General features: G+C 70.5%; 22 protein-coding genes and 1 pseudogene. 12 read left to right on the top strand and 11 right to left on the bottom strand.

Going from position 1 to position 19,626, the window contains the following annotated elements; translation table 11 throughout:
• Positions 1 to 58 precede the first annotated feature (58 nt).
• Positions 59 to 1,681, top strand: coding sequence for a chaperonin GroEL (gene groL / locus ACFZAT_RS30390; protein ID WP_018101572.1), 1,623 nt, complete (start codon positions 59 to 61; stop codon positions 1,679 to 1,681).
• Positions 1,682 to 1,786: 105 nt separating this feature from the next.
• Here the strand turns inward: groL and ACFZAT_RS30385 are convergent, their stop codons facing one another.
• Positions 1,787 to 2,707 (bottom strand): GDSL-type esterase/lipase family protein, encoded by a 921-nt coding sequence (locus tag ACFZAT_RS30385; protein ID WP_391268718.1) that lies wholly within the window; start codon positions 2,705 to 2,707, stop codon positions 1,787 to 1,789.
• Between the two features lie 376 nt (positions 2,708 to 3,083).
• On the opposite strand from ACFZAT_RS30385, the gene ACFZAT_RS30380 reads away from it, so the two are divergent.
• Both ACFZAT_RS30380 and ACFZAT_RS30375 read left to right on the top strand, forming a co-directional pair.
• Complete coding sequence (locus ACFZAT_RS30380; protein WP_391268717.1) at positions 3,084 to 5,144, top strand: glycosyl hydrolase family 28-related protein; 2,061 nt, start codon at positions 3,084 to 3,086, stop codon at positions 5,142 to 5,144.
• Positions 5,145 to 5,332: 188 nt separating this feature from the next.
• Positions 5,333 to 5,965: a 1,4-alpha-glucan branching protein gene (locus ACFZAT_RS30375; RefSeq protein WP_391268716.1), complete on the top strand. Its 633-nt coding sequence runs from the start codon at positions 5,333 to 5,335 to the stop codon at positions 5,963 to 5,965.
• 21 nt (positions 5,966 to 5,986) lie between these two features.
• On the opposite strand, the gene ACFZAT_RS30370 is transcribed toward ACFZAT_RS30375, so the two are convergent.
• Positions 5,987 to 7,393, bottom strand: coding sequence for an MFS transporter (locus ACFZAT_RS30370; RefSeq protein WP_391268715.1), 1,407 nt, complete (start codon positions 7,391 to 7,393; stop codon positions 5,987 to 5,989).
• A gap of 150 nt (positions 7,394 to 7,543) precedes the next feature.
• On the opposite strand from ACFZAT_RS30370, the gene ACFZAT_RS30365 reads away from it, so the two are divergent.
• Positions 7,544 to 7,861 (top strand): ArsR/SmtB family transcription factor, encoded by a 318-nt coding sequence (locus ACFZAT_RS30365; protein ID WP_391268714.1) that lies wholly within the window; start codon positions 7,544 to 7,546, stop codon positions 7,859 to 7,861.
• A 62-nt stretch (positions 7,862 to 7,923) separates the two neighbouring features.
• Positions 7,924 to 8,478, top strand: a complete 555-nt coding sequence (locus tag ACFZAT_RS30360; RefSeq protein ID WP_391268713.1) for a hypothetical protein — start codon at positions 7,924 to 7,926, stop codon at positions 8,476 to 8,478.
• 98 nt (positions 8,479 to 8,576) lie between these two features.
• Here the strand turns inward: ACFZAT_RS30360 and ACFZAT_RS30355 are convergent, their stop codons facing one another.
• Together ACFZAT_RS30355 and ACFZAT_RS30350 are read right to left on the bottom strand one after the other, a co-directional pair.
• Positions 8,577 to 8,996, bottom strand: coding sequence for a PIN domain-containing protein (locus ACFZAT_RS30355; protein ID WP_391268712.1), 420 nt, complete (start codon positions 8,994 to 8,996; stop codon positions 8,577 to 8,579).
• On the bottom strand, positions 8,996 to 9,238 hold the full coding sequence (locus ACFZAT_RS30350; RefSeq protein ID WP_073862403.1) for a type II toxin-antitoxin system VapB family antitoxin: 243 nt from the start codon (positions 9,236 to 9,238) through the stop codon (positions 8,996 to 8,998). The genes ACFZAT_RS30355 and ACFZAT_RS30350 overlap by 1 nt, the downstream gene beginning before the upstream one ends.
• A 270-nt stretch (positions 9,239 to 9,508) precedes the next feature.
• Here ACFZAT_RS30350 and ACFZAT_RS30345 point away from each other — a divergent pair, with 270 nt between their 5' ends.
• Both ACFZAT_RS30345 and ACFZAT_RS30340 read left to right on the top strand, forming a co-directional pair.
• Positions 9,509 to 10,084: a DUF664 domain-containing protein gene (locus ACFZAT_RS30345; RefSeq protein WP_391268711.1), complete on the top strand. Its 576-nt coding sequence runs from the start codon at positions 9,509 to 9,511 to the stop codon at positions 10,082 to 10,084.
• 36 nt (positions 10,085 to 10,120) lie between these two features.
• On the top strand, positions 10,121 to 10,405 hold the full coding sequence (locus ACFZAT_RS30340; protein WP_391268710.1) for a hypothetical protein: 285 nt from the start codon (positions 10,121 to 10,123) through the stop codon (positions 10,403 to 10,405).
• Between the two features lie 4 nt (positions 10,406 to 10,409).
• Here the strand turns inward: ACFZAT_RS30340 and ACFZAT_RS30335 are convergent.
• A pseudogene (locus ACFZAT_RS30335) lies at positions 10,410 to 11,203 on the bottom strand (hypothetical protein).
• Positions 11,204 to 11,514: 311 nt separating this feature from the next.
• Here ACFZAT_RS30335 and hemC point away from each other — a divergent pair.
• Complete coding sequence (hemC, locus tag ACFZAT_RS30330; RefSeq protein ID WP_391268709.1) at positions 11,515 to 12,447, top strand: hydroxymethylbilane synthase; 933 nt, start codon at positions 11,515 to 11,517, stop codon at positions 12,445 to 12,447.
• Here hemC and ACFZAT_RS30325 read toward each other — a convergent pair.
• From ACFZAT_RS30325 to ACFZAT_RS30305, 5 genes are all read right to left on the bottom strand, one after another.
• Positions 12,444 to 13,460 carry a zinc-binding dehydrogenase gene (locus ACFZAT_RS30325; protein ID WP_391268708.1) on the bottom strand — a complete coding sequence of 339 codons (1,017 nt, stop codon included), beginning with the start codon at positions 13,458 to 13,460 and terminating at the stop codon, positions 12,444 to 12,446. The two genes, hemC and ACFZAT_RS30325, sit on opposite strands and share 4 nt — an antisense overlap.
• 46 nt (positions 13,461 to 13,506) lie before the next feature.
• Complete coding sequence (locus tag ACFZAT_RS30320; RefSeq protein ID WP_391268707.1) at positions 13,507 to 13,872, bottom strand: MerR family transcriptional regulator; 366 nt, start codon at positions 13,870 to 13,872, stop codon at positions 13,507 to 13,509.
• 69 nt (positions 13,873 to 13,941) lie between these two features.
• Complete coding sequence (locus tag ACFZAT_RS30315) at positions 13,942 to 14,874, bottom strand: erythromycin esterase family protein (RefSeq protein WP_391268706.1); 933 nt, start codon at positions 14,872 to 14,874, stop codon at positions 13,942 to 13,944.
• A 92-nt stretch (positions 14,875 to 14,966) separates the two neighbouring features.
• On the bottom strand, positions 14,967 to 15,233 hold the full coding sequence (locus tag ACFZAT_RS30310) for a DUF397 domain-containing protein (RefSeq protein WP_391268705.1): 267 nt from the start codon (positions 15,231 to 15,233) through the stop codon (positions 14,967 to 14,969).
• Positions 15,214 to 16,056, bottom strand: a complete 843-nt coding sequence (locus tag ACFZAT_RS30305; protein ID WP_391268704.1) for a Scr1 family TA system antitoxin-like transcriptional regulator — start codon at positions 16,054 to 16,056, stop codon at positions 15,214 to 15,216. The genes ACFZAT_RS30310 and ACFZAT_RS30305 overlap by 20 nt, the downstream gene beginning before the upstream one ends.
• 113 nt (positions 16,057 to 16,169) lie before the next feature.
• On the opposite strand from ACFZAT_RS30305, the gene ACFZAT_RS30300 reads away from it, so the two are divergent.
• Genes ACFZAT_RS30300 through ACFZAT_RS30285 form a run of 4 tightly spaced genes read left to right on the top strand, consistent with a single transcriptional unit; the run spans position 16,170 to position 17,850 of the window.
• Positions 16,170 to 16,406 carry a hypothetical protein gene (locus ACFZAT_RS30300; RefSeq protein ID WP_391268703.1) on the top strand — a complete coding sequence of 79 codons (237 nt, stop codon included), beginning with the start codon at positions 16,170 to 16,172 and terminating at the stop codon, positions 16,404 to 16,406.
• Positions 16,403 to 16,642: a hypothetical protein gene (locus tag ACFZAT_RS30295; RefSeq protein WP_073964713.1), complete on the top strand. Its 240-nt coding sequence runs from the start codon at positions 16,403 to 16,405 to the stop codon at positions 16,640 to 16,642. Before ACFZAT_RS30300 ends, ACFZAT_RS30295 begins: the two co-directional genes overlap by 4 nt.
• Before the next feature lie 17 nt (positions 16,643 to 16,659).
• On the top strand, positions 16,660 to 17,025 hold the full coding sequence (locus ACFZAT_RS30290; RefSeq protein WP_391268702.1) for a HEAT repeat domain-containing protein: 366 nt from the start codon (positions 16,660 to 16,662) through the stop codon (positions 17,023 to 17,025).
• Between the two features lie 9 nt (positions 17,026 to 17,034).
• A complete protein-coding gene (locus ACFZAT_RS30285) occupies positions 17,035 to 17,850 on the top strand; it encodes an inositol monophosphatase family protein (RefSeq protein ID WP_391268701.1) in 816 nt (271 codons plus the stop codon).
• Between the two features lie 136 nt (positions 17,851 to 17,986).
• On the opposite strand, the gene ACFZAT_RS30280 is transcribed toward ACFZAT_RS30285, so the two are convergent.
• Positions 17,987 to 19,558, bottom strand: a complete 1,572-nt coding sequence (locus ACFZAT_RS30280; RefSeq protein ID WP_391268835.1) for an FG-GAP-like repeat-containing protein — start codon at positions 19,556 to 19,558, stop codon at positions 17,987 to 17,989.
• Positions 19,559 to 19,626 lie beyond the last annotated feature (68 nt).

The raw sequence follows: 19,626 nt of genomic DNA, 5'->3' as shown, positions 1-19,626 counted from the left end.
CGTCGCGGGCGCCACTCGGTCCGGAGCAATCCACCCCTGTCCGGGAGGACCACTTCACATGGCCAAGATCATCGCGTTCGACGAGGAGGCCCGGCGCGGTCTCGAGCGCGGCATGAACCAGCTCGCCGACGCCGTCAAGGTCACCCTTGGCCCCAAGGGTCGCAACGTCGTCCTCGAGAAGAAGTGGGGCGCCCCCACGATCACCAACGATGGTGTGTCCATCGCCAAGGAGATCGAGCTGGAGGACCCGTACGAGAAGATCGGTGCGGAGCTGGTCAAGGAGGTCGCCAAGAAGACGGACGACGTCGCCGGCGACGGTACGACCACCGCCACCGTTCTCGCCCAGGCGCTCGTCCGCGAGGGCCTGCGCAACGTGGCCGCGGGTGCGAACCCGATGGCTCTCAAGCGGGGCATCGAGAAGGCCGTCGAGGCCGTCTCCGCCGCCCTCCTGGAGCAGGCCAAGGACGTGGAGACCAAGGAGCAGATCGCTTCGACCGCCTCCATCTCCGCCGCCGACACCCAGATCGGCGAGCTCATCGCCGAGGCCATGGACAAGGTCGGCAAGGAAGGCGTCATCACCGTCGAGGAGTCCCAGACCTTCGGTCTGGAGCTGGAACTCACCGAGGGCATGCGCTTCGACAAGGGCTACATCTCGGCGTACTTCGCCACCGACATGGAGCGCATGGAGTCGTCCCTCGACGACCCGTACATCCTGATCGTGAACTCCAAGGTCAGCAACGTGAAGGACCTCCTTCCGCTGCTGGAGAAGGTCATGCAGTCGGGCAAGCCGCTGCTGATCATCGCCGAGGACGTCGAGGGCGAGGCCCTGTCGACCCTGGTCGTGAACAAGATCCGCGGCACCTTCAAGTCCGTCGCCGTCAAGGCCCCGGGCTTCGGCGACCGCCGCAAGGCCATGCTCGGTGACATCGCCATCCTCACGGGCGGCACCGTCATCTCCGAGGAGGTCGGCCTCAAGCTGGAGAACGCCGGTCTCGACCTGCTCGGCCGCGCCCGCAAGGTCGTCATCACCAAGGACGAGACGACCATCGTCGACGGCGCCGGTGACAGCGACCAGGTCCAGGGCCGCGTCAACCAGATCCGTGCCGAGATCGAGAACTCCGACTCGGACTACGACCGCGAGAAGCTCCAGGAGCGCCTGGCGAAGCTGGCCGGCGGCGTGGCCGTCATCAAGGCCGGTGCCGCGACCGAGGTCGAGCTGAAGGAGCGCAAGCACCGCATCGAGGACGCGGTGCGCAACGCCAAGGCCGCCGTCGAGGAGGGCATCGTCGCCGGTGGTGGCGTGGCTCTGCTCCAGGCTTCCGCCGTCTTCGAGAAGCTGGAGCTCTCGGGTGACGAGGCGACCGGCGCCAACGCCGTGAAGCTCGCGCTGGAGGCCCCGCTCAAGCAGATCGCCGTCAACGGTGGCCTTGAGGGTGGCGTCGTCGTGGAGAAGGTCCGCAACCTTCCGGTCGGCAACGGCCTGAACGCCGCGACCGGCGAGTACGTCGACATGATCGCCGAGGGCATCCTGGACCCGGCGAAGGTCACGCGTTCCGCCCTGCAGAACGCCGCGTCGATCGCCGCGCTGTTCCTCACCACCGAGGCCGTCATCGCCGACAAGCCGGAGAAGGCCGCCGCGGCCGCTCCGGGCGGCATGCCGGGCGGTGACATGGACTTCTGATCCTGACGGATCGGCAGTTCCAGTAGTACCAAGACACCGGCCCCCGGGGATTCGTCCCCGGGGGCCGGTGTCGTCGCGTCTACGGGGCCCGGCCCGCGGCCGGGTTCAGTGGCGCCCGGACCCCTTGCCGAGGGTCTTCAGGAGGGCCTGTGCCATGACCTCCTCGCCCTTGGCGTTGGGGTGGGCCGGGGCGGCGGGGGCCGCGGGGCTCAGCGGCTCGATCCAGCGGTCGGCGGGTGACTTGCACATGTCGTGGCCCACCGTCGGTCCGTACGTGTCCACGTAGTCGGCCCGGTTCAGGAGAGCCACCGCGCGCAGCATCAGGTTGAGGCGCTTCTCCGTGTCCCGCAGGTAAGGGAAGTCCTTCGCGGCGAAGGGGACCTGGGGGAAGCAGCCGGTGCCGTCCTCGGGAAGGAGGTCGGGATAGCCGACGACGACCACGCGCGCGTGGGGGGCCTTGCGGTGCACGTCCCGCAGGACGCGGGCGATCTTCGGGGCCGTTTCGAGGATCTTCAGCGTCAACTGGTCGTAGCCCTTGGCCCCGTAGTACTGCCGGCACGGATCGCCGGCGAGGTCCTTGGTGCTGAGGGTCGCGCAGGTGCCGATGATGGAGCCGAAGCCGACGTCGTTGCCGCCGATCTGAAGGGTCACGAGGTCCGTGTCCTTCTCCACCGCGTCCAGCTGCGGCCCGTTGGTGCCCTGCGCCTGCCACATCTCGGCGGTCGTCGCACCGCCGCAGCTCACGTCGGTGAACGAGGTGACGTGGCGCTCGCGCGCGGTGATCGACGGGTAGTTGTTGTCCGAACGGGCGCAGTTGGCGTCGACCTGCGTGGGTATCAGGGGGCCGGACGTGTACGAGTCGCCCAGCGCCACGTAGGAGGTGCGGGGCGCTCCGTGCGAGCCGCCCGTCGCGGCCGAGGCCGTGCCGGTGAAACCGGCGGTGAGTACGCAACCGCTCAGCGCGGCCAGCGCGATGGCGGTGCGGCGCTTGGATACGGCCCTGCCCGGACGCGTCCGATGCATCATCTTGCCCTCCCCAGAAAATCCGGCAGTCCGCGGACGGGCGGCGACGGCCGGGGCGCGCGGGGTGCCACACGGCACCCGGCCGCTCGGCGGCTCGTGCCCGGCGGACCCAACCTCGCCTGTATACCGGCCAGTAGGCCATGAGACCAGTGATCGGACGGACAAGGTCCGGGCAGGCTCGGGTGACCGACGGCGCCTTGCGCAGCTTGCGCAAAAAAATGACAGAGCAATGCACTTGCGCTGCACTTGGTCGGAAAAATGGCTGCACGGAGCTTGTGGGCGGGCGGGTGTCCGCCCTACTGTCGGCTCACTCATGACGGCGGCGACTCCCCACGCGCGCACGGCCGTTGCCACCAGAACTCAGAGAAACGGGCATGCGATGTCACGGAAGATCGCCGCTGTCGCGGCGGCGGTGCGAAGACCGCGTCGGGCCGGGCTGTACGCGTCCACGGTCGCCTCGGTGACCGCGGCCGCCGTCGGGTTCGGGGTGCTGGCCGGTGCGCCCGCGCTCGCCGGACCCCGGCCCGCCGCCGCTCCGGGCCCGGTCGTCACGCGCGCCGCGCTCGACCCCGCGCTGGTGCGGGGGCGCGGCGCCGAGGTGGCCTTCGCCGAGCAGGAGGCCGAGAACGCGGCCACGAACGGCACGGTCATCGGCCCGGACCGGGACGCGTACACGCTGCCGTCCGAGGCGTCGGGCCGCCGGGCGGTCAGGCTGACGCCCGGGCAGCACGTGGAGTTCACGCTGCCCGAGGCGGCCAACGCGATCACCGTGCGCTACAGCATCCCGGACGCGCCGGGCGGCGGCGGGATCACGGCGCCGCTCGACGTCTCGGTGAACGGGTCCAAGCGGTCCACGATGACGCTGACCTCGCAGTACTCCTGGCTGTACAACCAGTACCCGTTCTCCAACGACCCGGGCGCCGGGCTCCTCCACCCCGACTGGTGGATCACCGAGTGCGGCTGCGTTCCCGCCGACACGACGCCCGCCCCGGTCGTGGACAAGCCGTTCCGGCCCAGCCACTTCTACGACGAGCAGCGCCTGCTGCTCGGCCGTACGTACCGCGCGGGCGACACCGTGCGGCTGACCGTGCCGGCCGGGAGCCGGGCCGCGTGGACGGCGATCGACCTGCTGGACTCCGAGCGCGTCGGGCTGCCGCACGTCGAACTCCTCGCCGCCAACGTCCTGGCGTTCGGTGCCGATCCGACCGGGCGGCGGGACGCGGCGGGCGCGATCGAGAAGGCGATCGCCTTCGCCCGGCGCACCCATCTGAAGGTGTACATCCCGCCGGGGACGTACCGCGTCGACCGGCACATCGTCGTGGACGACGTCACGATCACCGGTGCGGGCAGCTGGTACACGAAGATCAAGGGCCGTGAGGTGGCGCTCGACGAGCCCGCCGCCGACGGGTCCACGCACACCGGCGTCGGCTTCTACGGGAAGACGGCGGCCGAGGGCGGCAGCCGTCACGTGCATCTGTCCGGCTTCGCCATCGAGGGCGACGTGCGCGAGCGCATCGACACCGACCAGGTCAACGCGATCGGCGGCGCGATGAGCGATTCGACCCTCTCGGGCCTGCACATCAGCCACACCAAGGTCGGCATGTGGTTCGACGGCCCGATGAAGAACCTGAAGGTCTCCGACACCGTGATCGTGGACCAGATCGCGGACGCCATCAACTTCCACACGGGCGTGACCGATTCCCGCGTGACCAACACCTTCGTGCGCAACTCGGGCGACGACGGACTCGCGATGTGGGCCGAGAAGACCACCAACGCGCGCAACACCTTCGACCACAACACCGTGCAGACCCCGGTCCTCGCCAACGGCATCGCGGTCTACGGCGGCAGCGACATCACCGTCTCCGACAACCTCGTCGCCGACCCGGTCCGCGAGGGCAGCGCGCTGCACCTCGGCTCCCGCTTCGGCGCCGAGCCGTTCGCCGGGAAGGTGGACCTCGCGCGCAACACCACGGTCCGCGCGGGCACGTTCGAGCTGAACTGGAAGATCGGGCTCGGCGCGCTGTGGGTCTACGCCCTGGACCGGAGCATCGACGGCGCCGATATCCGGGTCACCGGCAACGACTTCCTGGACAGCACGTACAACGCGGTCATGCTGGTCTCGGACTGGGGGGTGAAGGACCAGTACGTCATCAAGGACATCCACTTCAAGGACATCAGGGTCGACGGCACGGGCACCTCGGTGCTCAGCGCCCGCGCGGCGGGCGGCGCCACCTTCGAGAACGTGGACGCGCGCAACGTGGGCGCGGTGGGCGTCAACAACTGCGGCTCGTTCAACTTCCCTTCCACGGGATCGGAGTTCGGCCTCACGGACCTGGGCGGCAACGACGGCGGCTGGCTCGCGCCGTGGCTGCTGCCCAACACGATCACCTGCGACGACCGTCCGGCGGTGGTCCCGCCTCCCGCTCCCTCCGGGTGGTGACGCGCAGGTCCTAGGCGGTGGCCGGTCCGGGCGGACCGGCCACCCCGGATCCGTGGAACTGCTGCGGCCGGATACGTACGGTGGTGTTCCCCCCAGAGGTCATAGGCTCAACCTAGCGCGTGGGTCTGGCAACGCCTCCCGCGCGCGGGGAAAACAGCTGTTCACGCGACCCACGGGAGACCTTCGGTATGGCCGTCATCCACCGCACCACCCTGTCGCCGACCAAGCTCGAACTGCTCACCGCCTGGCTTCCCACCCGCCCCTGGTACGTGGGCCCCACGCGTCCCTCCCTCGTCAAGTCCGGCGGCTTCCGCCTGGACGATCCGCAGGGCGAGGTGGGCATCGAGTTCATGGTGGTCACCGACACCTCGGGCGACGGGCCGGTGCCGTACTTCGTGCCGCTCACCTACCGGGGCGCCGCGCTCGCCGGTGCGGAGGACGCTTTCATCGGCATGACCACGCACGGCGTGCTCGGGCAGCGCTGGGTGTACGACGGCTGCCACGACCCGGTCCTGGTGGAGCGGTTGTTCGCCCTCCTCGACGGTCGCGCCGAGCCCCAGGCCCAGAGCGAGAGCGACACCCCGGACCGGACGATCTCCCATTCCGGGCCCGGAGGCCCCCTCGGCGACGCGGCCGCGAGGGCCACGGACAACCCCACGGGTACGCATCTGTCGACCAGGGACGCGACGCTCCGCGTGAACCGCCTCCTGCGGCCCGCCGCGGCCGGTCCGGAGGGCGCGAACGGGCACGTGTCGGGCCCCTGGCGTACGCCGGAGGGCGCGGAGGTGCGCGGCGTGTTCGCGGAGCTGCGCACGGAGTAGGCCCCGGGCCCGTCGTGGTCCTCAGGCTTGTCGTTCCCTGCGGGCCAGCGTGACGACGGCCGCCGCGAGGGCCGCGCAGACGGCCGCCATCGCCCAGAGCAGCGTGTGGAAGGCGGAGTCGTAGGCGGCGGGGTACGTTCCGGTGCCCTGCCGTCCGGCGGCGAGGCCCGCGACGGCCGAGCCGAAGACGGCCACGGCGACGGCCTCGCTGCCCAGGCGCAGGGTGTTGAGGAAGCCCGCCGCCATGCCGGCCTTCGCGGGGTCGACCAGGGCGAGGGCCTGGGCGTCCACCAGCCCGGCCGAAAGCCCCATGCCCGCCCCGGTGAGCAGCATGGGCACGGCCATGGTGAGCGTGGAGGTGTCCGGGCCGAGCAGCAGCAGGGCGAGGTCGCCGATCACGAGGCAGCCCAGCGACGCGAGGACCACGGTGGTCGCGGGGGTGCCGCGCTGCACCAGTCGCGCGCCGACGAGGGGCAGGGCGAGGACGGGCAGCGTCAGCAGCAGCATCGTCGCCCCTGCCGTGGACGGGCTGTCTCCGGCGACGGTCGTCAGATACGTCGGCAGGTAGGTGAGCTGCGTGACGAAGCCGAACGAGGCCGCCACGGGCACCAGGCAGTACGCGAGGAACGCCTTGTTCCGCAGGACGGTCAGGTCGAGCAGCGGGGCCTCGGCCCGGCGTGAGTGCGCGGTGAACAGTGCGAGCAGGACGAGGGCCAGGGCGAGCAGACCGAGCGTGCCGGTGGCGGTCCAGCCCCACTGCGAGCCCTGCACGATGGCGTACGTGAGCGCGAGCATCGCGAGTACGAAGACGGCGGCGCCGCGCAGGTCGAGCCGGGGTGCGCCGGTGCCGTGCGGTTCTTCGACCGTACGCGCCACGGCGGGCAGGCAGAGGAGCACGAGCGCCAGGGCCAGGGCGTGCAGCCCGAAGATCCAACGCCAGCCGAGTCCGTCCACGGCCGGTCCCGAGACGGTGGGGCCGAGCGCGACGCCGATCCCGGCGACCGTGCCGAACAGCGCGAACGCCCTGGCGCGGGCGGCCCCGTCGAAGGCCGTGGAGATGATCGCGCTCCCGCAGGCGAAGAGCGCCGCCCCTCCGATCCCGGCGACCGCGCGGGCCGCGTCGAGCACGTAGACATTGGGCGTGACGGCGCAGGCGACGGACGCGGCGGTGAAGATCGCGGCGCCCGTGGTGAAGGCGCGGATGCGGCCGATGAGGTCGGCGAGCGAGCCCCAGACGAGGGTGCAGCAGGCGAACGCCAGGTTGAAGGCGTTCACCACCCACTGAAGGGATGCCGAGCCCGCGTGGAGGTCTTCGCCGATGGCGGGAAGCGCCACGGCGGTGCCGGATATCGAGGTGGGCACCACGAAGACGGCGAGCAGGACGACCGCGAGCGTCAGCCCCTGCCGGGCGGGGGCGGTCTGTTGCACGAGAGGGCTCCGGGGGTGAGGGGGCAGACGAGGACCGCCAGGTACGAGGAATTTCGTACCTGGCGCCGGATAGACTGGCACGGCGTCAGGTACGACGCAAGTAGTACCTTGGTGGCGGGGGGCCCGTCATCGAAGCGGAGGAGGTGCGTCATGCCGGACGCCGAAGGGCATCCGACCCTTGAGGAGATGGAGCTCCAGGCCGTCATGAAGGCCCTGTCCGACCCCATGCGCTACCTGGTCGTGGCCACCCTGGCCGCCCAGCCGGACGGCACGGAACGCTCCTGCACGTCGTTCGGCCTGCCCGTCTCCAAGTCGACCCGGACCCACCACTTCCGGGTCCTCCGCGAAGCGGGCCTGGTCCGCCAGGTGGACCGCGGCAACAGCCGCATGGCCCAACTCCGCCGCGAGGACATCGAGTCCCGCTTCCCGGGCCTGCTGAAACTCATCGCGGACAGTTCGCCGGCCTGAGCCCCGATAGCCGCGTGTAAACCGGGAGCGCGCTCGTGGCCGGAGACGGGAAGATGGCGGGCATGTCCAACTCGCACGCGGTGCCCATCCTGAGGACGGCTGATCTCGCGGTGGCGTTGCGCGCGGTCGACGGGCTGCTCGGGATCGCCGACCTCAGGGATCTCGAAATCGACTACACGGCCGTGATCTCCTCGCCCGACGCGTTGAAGGCGCTGACGGAGCTTGTGCCGTACGCGACATGGTTCGCCTGCGACGACGACGGGTCGTCAAAGCCGGGCGATGATCCGTCCGCGTACCTGCCGATTCACTGGCGCGCCTTGGCGGAAGAGCCGGAGACCGTTCCGCGGTTCCTCGAAGTGTTGAACGGCACCCCGGCCACGGTGCGGTGGGACTTCATGGGGTGGCCGGCCGCGCCGGAGGCCGGGCTGGGCACCGGAGGGGCCAGAGGGGCCTTCGTGACGCTGTGTGTGAACGTTCACGACCTCGAACTGAACGAGCCCGCAGACGATTACATGGTCTACGTACACGTCAAGCAGTTCGAGGCCGAGCGCGCGCCTTGGCTGGCCGCGCAGATCGGACTGCGGGTGATCGGTGAGGGGGTGCAGGCTCCGTACTAGCGGGCTTGCGGGTCCGGGTGTCCACCAGCCCTGCCGAAAGATGCATGCTCATCGTGGACAGCGCGGAGCCGGTGGCGTAGCGGCCCGGAGGCCCCCGCTCAGCGGTCGGCGCTGCCCGGGGGGACGACCCACTCGGCGGGCTGGCCGGTGAGCGAGGCGATCATGTCGAAGTCGCCGTCGTAGTGCAGGACGGTCAGCCGGTTCAGCTCCGCGGTCGCGGCGATCAGAAGGTCCGGGAGCGACAGGGCCCGATGGAAACCGGCGTGGAGGGCGTGGCGCTGGACCTCCAGGGCGCGGGCGAAGGTGTTCTCCGTGACGTGGAGGTAGTCGAAGGCGTGCAGCCAGGTGCTGATCCTGGTCGCCTCGGAGCTGTCCCGGGCCGAGTGGACCATCTCGTACTCGGTGGGTTGGCAGACGGCGAGCAGATATCGCTCGTGCAGCGGCTTCAGCACCTGCTTGACAGCCGGCTTCGTCCAGCGTGCGAGCGCGGACTTGTCGATCAGATAGCGGTCCTGCATCAGGCGGCCCGGCCGCCCTCGCGCTTGAGACTGCCGTCGGCGTTGCGGGGGCCGGTGCTCTCGACGATCTCCCTGAAGTCGAGCTCCCCGGCGTCCATGGCGTCGAAGCCCTCCTGTCGGAGGTGCCGCTTGACCGCGTCCTCCATGGCCAGGCGCACCGCTTGGGCCTTGGTCTTGGTGCCGAATATGCGCATGGCCTCGGCGACCATGGCCTCGTCGAGGTCGATGACGGTCCTGGCCATGTGCGTGCTCCTCGCTGTCGCCTCCGAGAACAAAACGATATCACTTCACATGATTGCGCGATATCGTTCTGGGTGGGCTGCACGTGATTACGGCCGGGTTCAGGGCGGTGGCAGGTTGCTCGCCGAGGAGCATCGCGAGGGCGTGATCCTGGCCTGGCCTGGCGAGGTGATCGGCGGGTGCCGGGCCATGCCGACAACGGAACGATGCCCGAAGCGGAGGTCTCCTGGTCCCTTGAGCGCCCCAGGGTCTCCGTGGCAGGGTCGCGTCGCATGATCGACGAGACCGCGAAAGACCTTCTGCACCAGCGGCTCCGGCGTGACCGTGAGGCGTTGCTCTGGAAGCTCGACGGGTTGTCCGCGTACGACGCCCGGCGGCCGCTGACGGCGACCGGGACCAATTTGCTCGGCCTGGTCAAGCATATGGCCACCGTTGAGGCCCGGTATTTCGGCGAGGTCTTCGGGCGCCCTTCACCCGAGCCGCTGTGCCGGTGGCAGGACGCCGACGGGAGCGACCTGTGGGCAGCCGAGGGGGAGACCTGCGAGCAGGTCATCGCGTTCTACCGGCGCACGTGGGAGCACGCGGACGCGACGATCGAGGCCCTTCCCCTCGATGCGCCCGGTCATGTGCCGTGGTGGCCGGAACCGTACGACCGCACGACCCTGTTCGCCGTCCTGATCCATGTCCTCGGTGAGTCCAACCGGCATGCTGGGCACGCCGACATCCTGCGCGAGGGCTTGGACGGCCGGACCGGGCTGCGGCCCGAACATGAGCGCCTGATCGACGAGCAGGCCCGCGCAGCGCACCGCGCGACGATCGAGCGGGTCGCCGGGGCGGGCGAGGCGTAGGAGCAGGCCGAGCGGCGCCTCATCGACGTGGGGGACGTGGCCCGCACGCTGGAGGATGTGCTGTTCACCCCGATTCCCCCGGCGATCGGGCCGGTCCGGCTCACCACCTCGTACGTCTCCGCCAGCCGCGCCACCCGCCTCGGCGGGGACCTGTACGACGTCGAGCCGTGCTCCGTCCGCGAGCGCGTCACACCGCTGCTGACGACCGGCGACACCGAGGACGCCCTCCACCGTGTACGCGAGGACGTCGCCGGGTACACCGGCGGCCCGCCCGACGACGACTCGGCGCTGCTCCTGGTGGAGTTCCGAGGTTCTGACTGAACGGTCAGCGCTTGGGGCGGTTCGACCTGGGGATCAGGCCCGCTCGTACGGCGCGGGCCTGGGCGTGGACCTGTTGGGCGGGGAGGGGCGGGGTCGCGCGGGTCGGTCTGCCCGCGCAGGGGCGGCACTTGCCGCCGGGGAGGGCTTCGGGGGAACCAGGGGCGCGGCACTCGCTGCATTCCAGGGTGCGCAGCACCGGGTGCGGTTCGCGGGCCGGGGGGAGTTTCGTCTGGAGGCGTTTGGCGACGAACGCCGCCGGGTGGTGGATGACGTCCGGCAGTCCGGTGGTGAGGGCCAGGAGGACTTCGGGTTCCGTGGCCCCCTTCGCAGCCACTCCGCCGCCTGCGGTTCGAGCGTCACGCACTCCCGGTGCGACAGCGACAGCACGGGGGCCCGGCGGCCCAGGGCCGCGAGCAGGATGAACGCTCGTGACCGCGTTTCCCGTTGGGTCTCCTTGGGGACGTCGCCCCGGCTGAAGCCCGCCCACCAGGCATCATCCCGCGCGGTGCGGGAAAAGAACGTCCGCGTCACCCACAGCAGGTTCACCCCGCTCGTCACGCACTCGCTGCCCCGGCGCAGGTGCCCCGCCTCCTGGAGGCGGTTCAGCGACGTCCGGACGGCGCACTGTCCGTACGGGAGGGCTTTCGCCAGCGCCTTCACGGAGATGTCGGCGCCGTCGCACAGCCCGTCGATGTACGCCGCGATGGCCGCGTCACGGGGGTTGAGGTGCGTGAAGTCCTGACCCGTACGAGGGCGTTGGTCCGGGGCGGAGCGTTTGCCGTAACCGGGGTTCGCCATCGGGTGGTGGGGGAAGGGCGCGCTACTAGACTGGTCATCAGCCATCTGATCGTCTCCTCAGCTTTCGATCGAGGTGGTCAGGCCCCTGGCGGTGTTCGTGCACCGGCGGGGGCCGTTTTCAAGGTCTATGTCCTCGCTGAAGCTAAAGCGTGCCTACCGTGCGTCGCAACTCCGTCGCGAAAAGTGAACCCTTGCGGGTAACGGGGGCGGGTGGGCGGGCAAAGGCCCTCCCAACCATTCCACTCAAAGAGCGCTCGGAACTCGGGGCTTGAGCCCCGGGCCCGCCGGATCCGAGGGTCTATCGTGCCCCTATGCCGGTTGACCTGATTCGTATCGTTTCCCGTGATTCCCCGATGGCTCTCGCGCAGGTGGAGCGTGTCCGTGCCGAGCTGGCCGTCATCCATCCCGGTATCGAGACCGCCGTCCTCCCGGTGAAGACGACCGGTGACAAGTGGATGGGGGACCTCAGTGAGGTCGAGGGGAAGGGGGCGTTCACCAAGGAGGTCGACGCGGCCCTTCTCGCCGGGGAGGCCGATCTCGCCGTGCACTGCGTCAAGGACATCCCGGCGGACAGGCCCCTTCCCGCCGGTACGACCTTCGCGGCCTTCCTCAAGCGGGACGACATCCGCGACGCGCTCATCCACCCCGGCGGCCTCACCCTCGACCAGCTCCCGGCCGGTACCAGGATCGGGACCTCCTCCGTGCGCCGCGTCGCCCAGCTCGCCGCCTCGCACCCGCACCTCGAATGCGTACCGATGCGCGGCAACGCGAACAGCCGTCTGGCGAAGCTCGACGCGGGGGAGGCCGACGCGCTGCTGCTGGCCCTCGCCGGTCTCGAACGGATCGGGCGGACCGACGTCGTCACCGAGGTCCTGTCGGTCGAGGCGATGATCCCGCCGATCGGCGCCGGAGTCCTCGCGCTCCAGTGCCGCGAGGGTGACGCCGAGCTCATCGACCTCATCAGCCCGCTCGGCGACCGCGACGCCTACCGGGAGACGCAGGCCGAGCGGATGCTTTTGCACGTCCTGCAAGGCCACTGCAACAGCCCGATCGCCGGATACGCCCGGGCCGACGGCAGCGGGGAGCTCTCGCTCCGGGCCTGCGTGTTCTCGCCGGACGGCAAGACGGTCCTCAACGCCCACGAGTGGGCGGGCCGCCTCGATCCGGCCACGCTCGGCACGTCCGTGGCCGTCGCCCTGCTCCGGCAGGGGGCGCGCGAGCTGATCGACGGCATCGCGCACTAGAGCCAGGGGTCGAGGGCCAGCTTGCCCTGGGTCCCGCCCGCTTCGAGTTGCCGCAGAATCGCCGGGCCCTCGGCCAGGGGATGCACGTGGGGGGTGCCGGGCGGGTAGACGCCGCGGGCGATGAGGTCTTCGAGCTCGACCAGCAGCGACCGGTAGAGGGACGGGGCCGCGACCGCCAGTGCGCCGATGTGCAGACCCTTGACCTGGACCTGGTGGGTGAAGACCAGGTCGTGGGTGGTGAGGGTGGCGTCGCCGGACGCGGCGCCGAACACGACGACGCGTCCGGTGAAGGGTCTGGCGACGGCCAGGCTGGTCCTGAACGTGGCTCGTCCCACCGATTCCAGGACGAGATCGACACCACCGGTCAGGCGGGTGATCTCCTCGGCCAGATCGGGGCGTCGACTGTCCAGGACCTCGTCGGCGCCGAGCGCCTCGACGGTGCGGTGCTTCTCCGGTGACGCCGTGGCGATCACGCGTGCGCCGTAGTGGCGGGCCAGGCGGACGGCGGCCTGCCCCACACCTCCGGCCGCGGCGTGAATGAGGACCGCCTCACCCGCCCTGATCCCGCCCAGCGGCTTCAGTGCCGCCAAGGCCGTGGCCCAGTTCAGCACCAGACCCAGGGCTTCGCCGTCGCTCCAGCCGGACGGCACGGGAAGCACACCCGCGGCGGGCATCGTCATGTACTGCGCGAAGGCGCCCGGTCCGGCCCCGACCACGTGTGTGCCGAGCCGCAGCGGAGTCCCGACGTCCGGACCGACCCCCACGATCTCGCCTGCGGCCTCGAACCCCGCCACGTAGGGAGCCTGCGGACCCCCTGCGTAGGTGCCGTGGGTCTGCATGACGTCAGCGAAGTTGACCCCGGCTGCGCCGACACGGATCAGGTACTCGCCGGGCCCCGGGGCGGGGCGGCGCCGATCGGTCGTGAGAGTCAGGTCCTGCGGCCCCCGCCACGACGGCTGGACCAGTGCGCGTACGGTCTGTTCGGCGGTGTTCCGCCGCTCGTCGATTCCCATGCACCGACCGTAGAAACCTGACACTTGCGTCAAGGTCAAGCGGCCGTCAGAGATCAGTACGGCGGGCCTCCCGCAGGTAGGCGTCGAGTGCCGCCTGCTGAGCGCTGAGCACGGCGATCCGGGCGGCGAGCCGATCGCGGTGGCTCCGCACCTCGTGAAGGAACTCCGCGCACACCGCGTCGGTGCCGGCATCGGAACCATCGGTGAGGCCGGGCAGGACTTCCCTGATCAGCCGTACGGGCAGCCCCGACTCCAGCAGCGAGCGGATGACGAGCACCCGGTCGACGGTGGACTGGCAGTAGTCACGGAAGCCGTTGCTGAAACGGCCGGGGACGATCAGGCCCTCGTCCTCGTAGTGCCGCAACGACCGCGCACTCACACCGCTGACTCTGGAAGCCTCGCCGATTTTCATACAAGCAACCAACGCCCAGGAGGCCCACGGTTCTTCCGGCCAACCCGTTGCGCACCTGCGAGGCCGCCCTCAGGGCAGCGGCCGGTACGGCGTCACCTCTTCGGTGTGGATCACGGCGTCGAACCAGGTGGTGAGTGAGGCGCCGGACATGTGGTGGGACTCGTCGTTCCCGGGGTCGTACGACGGGCCGATCAGGCGTGTACGGGTCGGGGCGTCCAGGATGCGGCGCACCGGCTCGGGGCGGGGGAGGGTCAGGTCCAGGAGGTAGGACCTCGTGTTCCCGGTGGCCGCGCTCAGGGTGCTGTCCACGAAGTCCGGGCTCGGTGCGGGCAGGGGTTGGCCGAACGAACCGTGACCCACGGTCAAGCCGATGGACCGGAAGCCCGTCCCCATGCGCTCGCGCAGGTAACCGCCCATGTTCCGGTGCGTTTGCGGGGGCTCGGTGGGGGAGACGGACACGGTGCGCGGGTCGCCGATGGCGGTGTGCGCCATGCCGCCCCAGTAGACGACCTTGTCCCCCGTGTGCCGCTGCCACCAGGCCGCCCCGTCGGCGAGAGCGCGTTCCGCTTCGGCCAGGGTGCTCGCCTCTGCGGCCGGTGGCTCCGCGAGACGTACCGGGTCGTCCGGGTGACGCTCGTTGTACGCCCGCATCCACCGTACGAGTTCGAGGATTTCCCCGGTCCGCCAGAACGCCCGCGCCTCCGCCAGCATGGCCCCCGGGTCCCCCGCGCCGGTGGCCACGTACGCCGCCAGGCCGAGCCTGCCGGGATCGTCACCCTCCAGGACGACGCTCCGGAACCCCTCCTCCTCCACCAGCAGGCGCGCCACGCGGTGCGCCGCCTCCGACAGTTCGCGCGTCTGCCTGCTGGCGGCTCCCAGCGCCACGATCTCGGCGTCGCGCACCAGCGGGGCGAGCGGGCGCAGGTCGTCCAACGGTTCGTCGGGCTTCCTCGCGGTGAGCGCGTGGGAGTTCCTGCTGATCCAGTCCGTAGCTGTCTGCATGGATGAGATCGTGTTGCCTCAAGCGTGGTTGAGGTCAAGGCGGCCGGTACCACCGTGCGCGTCAGTGGTACCGGCTCTCGGCTCTCGCCGCGTCAGCCGTGCTTCAGGTCGGTGACGAACTGCTGCCAGGCGGTCGTCGCGAACACGACCGCCGGGCCGTCGGTGACCTTCGAGTCGCGGACGGGGACGACGTCCGGGATGCCGTCGAGGATTTCGAGGCAGTCGCCGCCGCTCGGACCGCTGTACGTGGACTTGCGCCAGGTGGCGACCTCCACGCAGTTGCCGCCGTCGCCTCCGCTGTAGCTCGACTTGCGCCAAATGGCCGTAGAAAGGTCGTAGTTAGAACTGTTGTGCCTCATGCTCGTAATCCTCCGCCACCGACTCGATCAACGCCAGGGACGCTGCCGGTGAGAGCGCGCTGGCCACGACCAGATCGTAGGTGAGTTCGTACTGCCTGACCGTTGCCGGATCGTCTTGGAGATGGCCGATGCCCATGCCGTCCACGTAGGCGAGTGGCGGTTCATCGACGAACGACATCAGCTTGAGAGAGCCGGTCAGAGCTGCGTGGGCACCTGCGGAGAACGGCAGTACTTGCACGATGATCCGGTGCTGCCTTATCAACTCGGCGATGCGGCGGAGGGCTTCCGCCATGCATTCGGCCCCGCCCACCTTTCGACGTAACACCGCTTCGTCCAACACGGCCCACAACATCGGCAGTGTTGGATCGGCGAGGAGTCGTGTTCGGTCGAGGCGGGTTGCCACCAGTTCTTCGATCACGGACTCGACGGCTGTGGGCTGGTACTCCCGGAACACCGCTCGGGCGTACGCCTCCGTCTGCAACAGACCCGGGATGAGCTGGGGCGCGTACTCCTTGATCTCCGTCGCACGCGCCTCCGCCTCAGCCGCCTCCGCGAAGTGATCCGGGTACTTCGACTTCTCCAAAGCCGCACAGTTGCGCTTGAAGAAGCCATCCGCGTTCAGGATGTCGTCCAACTTGATCGCCTGGTCCATCTGCATGCGGCGGTAGCCGTTCTCCAGCTGGCCGATGAAGGAGCCGCTGACGTACAGCAGCTCGCCCAGATCGGACTGGGAGAGGTTCGCGTGTTCCCTCCGATGGCGGAGTTCCGCGCCCAGGAGGGCTCGGGGGGAGGAGGAGGGGTCTAGCTTCCTGGGACCTGGCATGACAACTCCCTGTTACACACGTGCGGTTGTTGGGCCTGCATCTCTTCCAGGCTAGCGAGAGAATTACCACTCTGGGTATGCATCGTCATTACTCAGCGTGGAAGGAATGGATCATGACGACAACGGAACGGCGCAGAGCGGCAGTGGCGAAGATCCGGGAGGCGGAGGAGGTGGTGGCGTTGCTGAAGGAGGGCTTTGCGCGGGCCGGGGTGAAGCTGCCCTCGCTGCGGATCGACGCGGCTTCGTGTGCGGGTGACGACCCGGCGGTCCTGGTGGACCTGGGGCGTTGCAACCTCGCGGCGGCGCAGCGGCTCAGCCGGGTGCTGGAGGAGAAGGCGGCGGGGTCGTGACGGGCGGGGAGGGCCTGGAGGCGTGTACGCCGGAGCCGGGGTCGTTCGCGGTGGACGTGCGGGACGGGCGGATCGGACGGGTGCTGGGGCGCGTGGGGCCGTACGTGCGGCTGCGTCCGCCGGGGGGCGGGGTGGTGTGGGACTGCCCGGCCGACTCCGTACGGCAGGCGCCGCCGGGGGCGGTGCTGCGGGCGCGGGTGACGGAGATCAACCGGGAAGGGCAGTTGCCGAGGTGAGCGCGTGGGAGGCGGGCTTGGCCGCGGCGTCGTCTCCCTCGTGGGAGGGGCGGGCGCGTGCGGGGCGGGACCTCGCGGTCTTCGCGGAGGTGCCGGAGGTCGCGGAGGCGCTGGCGCGGCTGCTGCTGGACGCCGAGGATACGGCGGTGACCCGGCGGACGGCGGAGGCCCTGGCCCGGGTGGGGTCGGTGGCGGCGGTGCGGGTGCTGGCCCGCGCGGTGGCCGGGGCGGACGACGGGCAGGCGGACTGGCTGGAGACGGGGGTGCTGGACGCGGAGGCGCCGGACGTCGCGGCGGCCTGTGCGGCGCTCGCATGGGACCGGGAGGAGGCGGTCCGGCGGGGGGCCGAGGAGGTCATGGTGTGGGTGGGGGACCGGAGTTAGCCTGCGGAGATGGTGACCATGGACAGTGATGCGCAGGTGGCCCTCCGGGCCGCGTCGGCGGGTGCGGCGGTCGTACGCGAGATGTACGGGGCGTCGCTGACGCGGTACGAGAAGGGCGGCGGTGACTTCGCCACGGCCGCCGACATCGCGGCGGAGGAGGCCGTCCTCGACGTACTGCGCGCGGCGCGCCCCGATGACGCGGTGACGGGCGAGGAGAGCGGGGCCGGAGGGGCGGCCGGGGCGGCGCGCCGGTGGCTGGTGGACCCGTTGTGCGGGACGCTCAACTACGCGGTGGGCACCATGCTGGTCGCGGTGAACGTCGCGCTGCGGGACGCGTCCTCCTCCCGGATCACGGCGGCGGCCTCCGCCGATCCGTTCAGCGGCGAGGTCTTCTGGACGGACGGGGCGGGGGCGTGGGTGCGGGGGGCGGACGGGCGGGACGACCGCCTCATACCCTCGGCGGGGTCCCAGCTGGTGGACCTGAACCTGGACCCGCCGTTCCCGCACGCTCCGGACTTCCGCGCGGTGGAGCTCATGGCGGCCCCGGAGTTCGTCGCCGGGTTCCGGCCGCGCGTCGTCTCCAGCACGGTGGCCGTGGCGTGGGTGGCGGCGGGGCGGCGTGCCGCGTACCTCACGGACGGCGGGCCCGGCCTGCGCCTGGACAGCGTCCACTTCGCGGCGGGCATCGCGCTGTGCGAGGCGGCGGGCTGCGTGGTGACGGGCATCGACGGGCTGCCGGTGGACGAGGGCGCGGGCGGGTTGGTGGTGGCCGCGGACCGGGAGACGCATGAGGTGCTGCTGGGGTTGGTCCAGCGGCAGCGGTGAGCGGCGATCGGCGCGTCGCCCGGCTTTCCGGTCTGAGGCGTACAGCAAAGCGGCGGCACCCCTCGTCCGAGGGGGCCGCCGCTCCGGCCGAAGGCGCCTCCCGCGCATCCGCGGGGAGGACGCCGCGGCGCAGTGGTCAGTACAGGCCGTTGTAGATGTTGAAGCCGTAGCCGATCTGTACGCGCTTGGTGATCGCGCCGGTGCCGGTGGACGTGTAGCGGTACAGGTCGCCGTAGCCGTTGACGCCGACCAGGTCGGCCCTGCCGTCCCCGTTGATGTCGCCGGGCGCGGCGAACTTGTTGTAGATGTCGAAGCCGGAGCCGATCTTCACGCGCGCCTTCAGAGGCGCGGACGCCTGGCCCGTGCCCGCGTACAGGTAGAGCGTGCCGTCCTTGGCGACGGCCACCACATCGGTCCTGCCGTCGTCGGTGAGGTCGCCGGCACCGACGATGTGGCGGTACGTGCCGTAGCCGTAGCCGACCTTGATCTTGGCACCGAACGCGGTGAGGCCGTTGCCCGGATACAGGTACAGGTCGCCCTTGGTGTCGCGGGCCAGCAGGTCGCCCTTGCCGTCACCGCTCAGGTCGCCCGGTCCGATGAGATCGTCGTAGACGCCCCAGCCGCTGCCGAAGGAGTGGTCCCCGATGGTCAGCCGGCCGTCCTTGACCCAGAGTTCCTCGGGTCGGCCGTCGGCGTCGAGGGAGGAGACGAGCCGCCTCATCGGCCCGGCCTCGGCGACGTTGCGGAGCCCGCGGGAGGCGAACTGTCCGTTGTTCTTGGAGTCGTACCAGTACCAACGGTGGTCGTCGGTGGTGCCCACGGCCTCGTGCTTGCCGAAGTCGGGGTTGCCGCCCTGGCCGACGAACAGTGCGGCCTTCTGCCAGCCGAAGGCATCGGCGACACGCGTGCGGAAGCTGCCCTGACCGGTGGACCGGTAGATGTACGTGTCGCCGTTCGGCAGGCGGCCCATGAGGTCGCCGTGGCCGTCTCCGTTGAGGTCGTCGACACCCACGAGCTGGTTGTAGATCTGGAAGCCGTAGCCGATCCTCTTGGTCGGCGTCTTGAAGGGCTTCGCGGCGTCGCCGGTGCCCGCGAAGAAGTACAGGTCGCCCCCCTTGGTGCGGGTGACGACATCGGCGAACCCGTCACCGTTGCTGTCGTTGAGGCCGACGATCTGGTCGTACGTCTCCCAGCCCGAGGCGACCTTGACCGCGGGCGCGAAGGGCTCGCCCTTGATGGCGCCGGTGGAGGCGTGGAGGTAGACGTCCCCGGAGGGCGTGCGCGCGAGCAGGTCGTTGCGGCCGTCACCGGTCAGGTCACCGGGGGAAAGGATCTTGTTGTACTTCTGCCAGCCCTCACTGGACCAGGTGGCGGGGGAGGCCCTCTCCTCGCCCGCGCTCGGGTACAGCGTGAGCGTGCCCGTCTGGGACAGCGTGACGATCGCGGGCGGGCCGTTGGCGTCGAGGTCGCCCATCGCGATGATGTCCTTGTGCATCTCCCGCTCGTCGGTGGCGGGGATCCGGAACGGGTAGTCGGGGGTGAACCCCCCCGCCTTGACGTACAGGACGCCGTCCACGCCTCGGTAGAGGAGGTCGTTGTCGCCGTTGCCGTTCAGGTCCAGGCGCGGTTTCGTGCCTGTGGCCGGCGTCTCGGGGCCGCCGGAGCCCTTGGAGGCGTCGTCGGCCGAGGCCGGAGCCGCCAGCAGCATGCCGGCGGCGAGAACGAGTGCGGTGCAGGCCGAGATCCGTCTCGCGCGCTTCGCGTGTGCGAGACCGA

This window comes from Streptomyces sp. NPDC008163, from assembly GCF_042956885.1.
Taxonomy (GTDB): Bacteria; Actinomycetota; Actinomycetes; order Streptomycetales; family Streptomycetaceae; genus Streptomyces; species Streptomyces drozdowiczii_A.
Note: the sequence above shows the minus strand (reverse complement) of the source record. Positions and strands in the feature narration are given on the sequence as shown.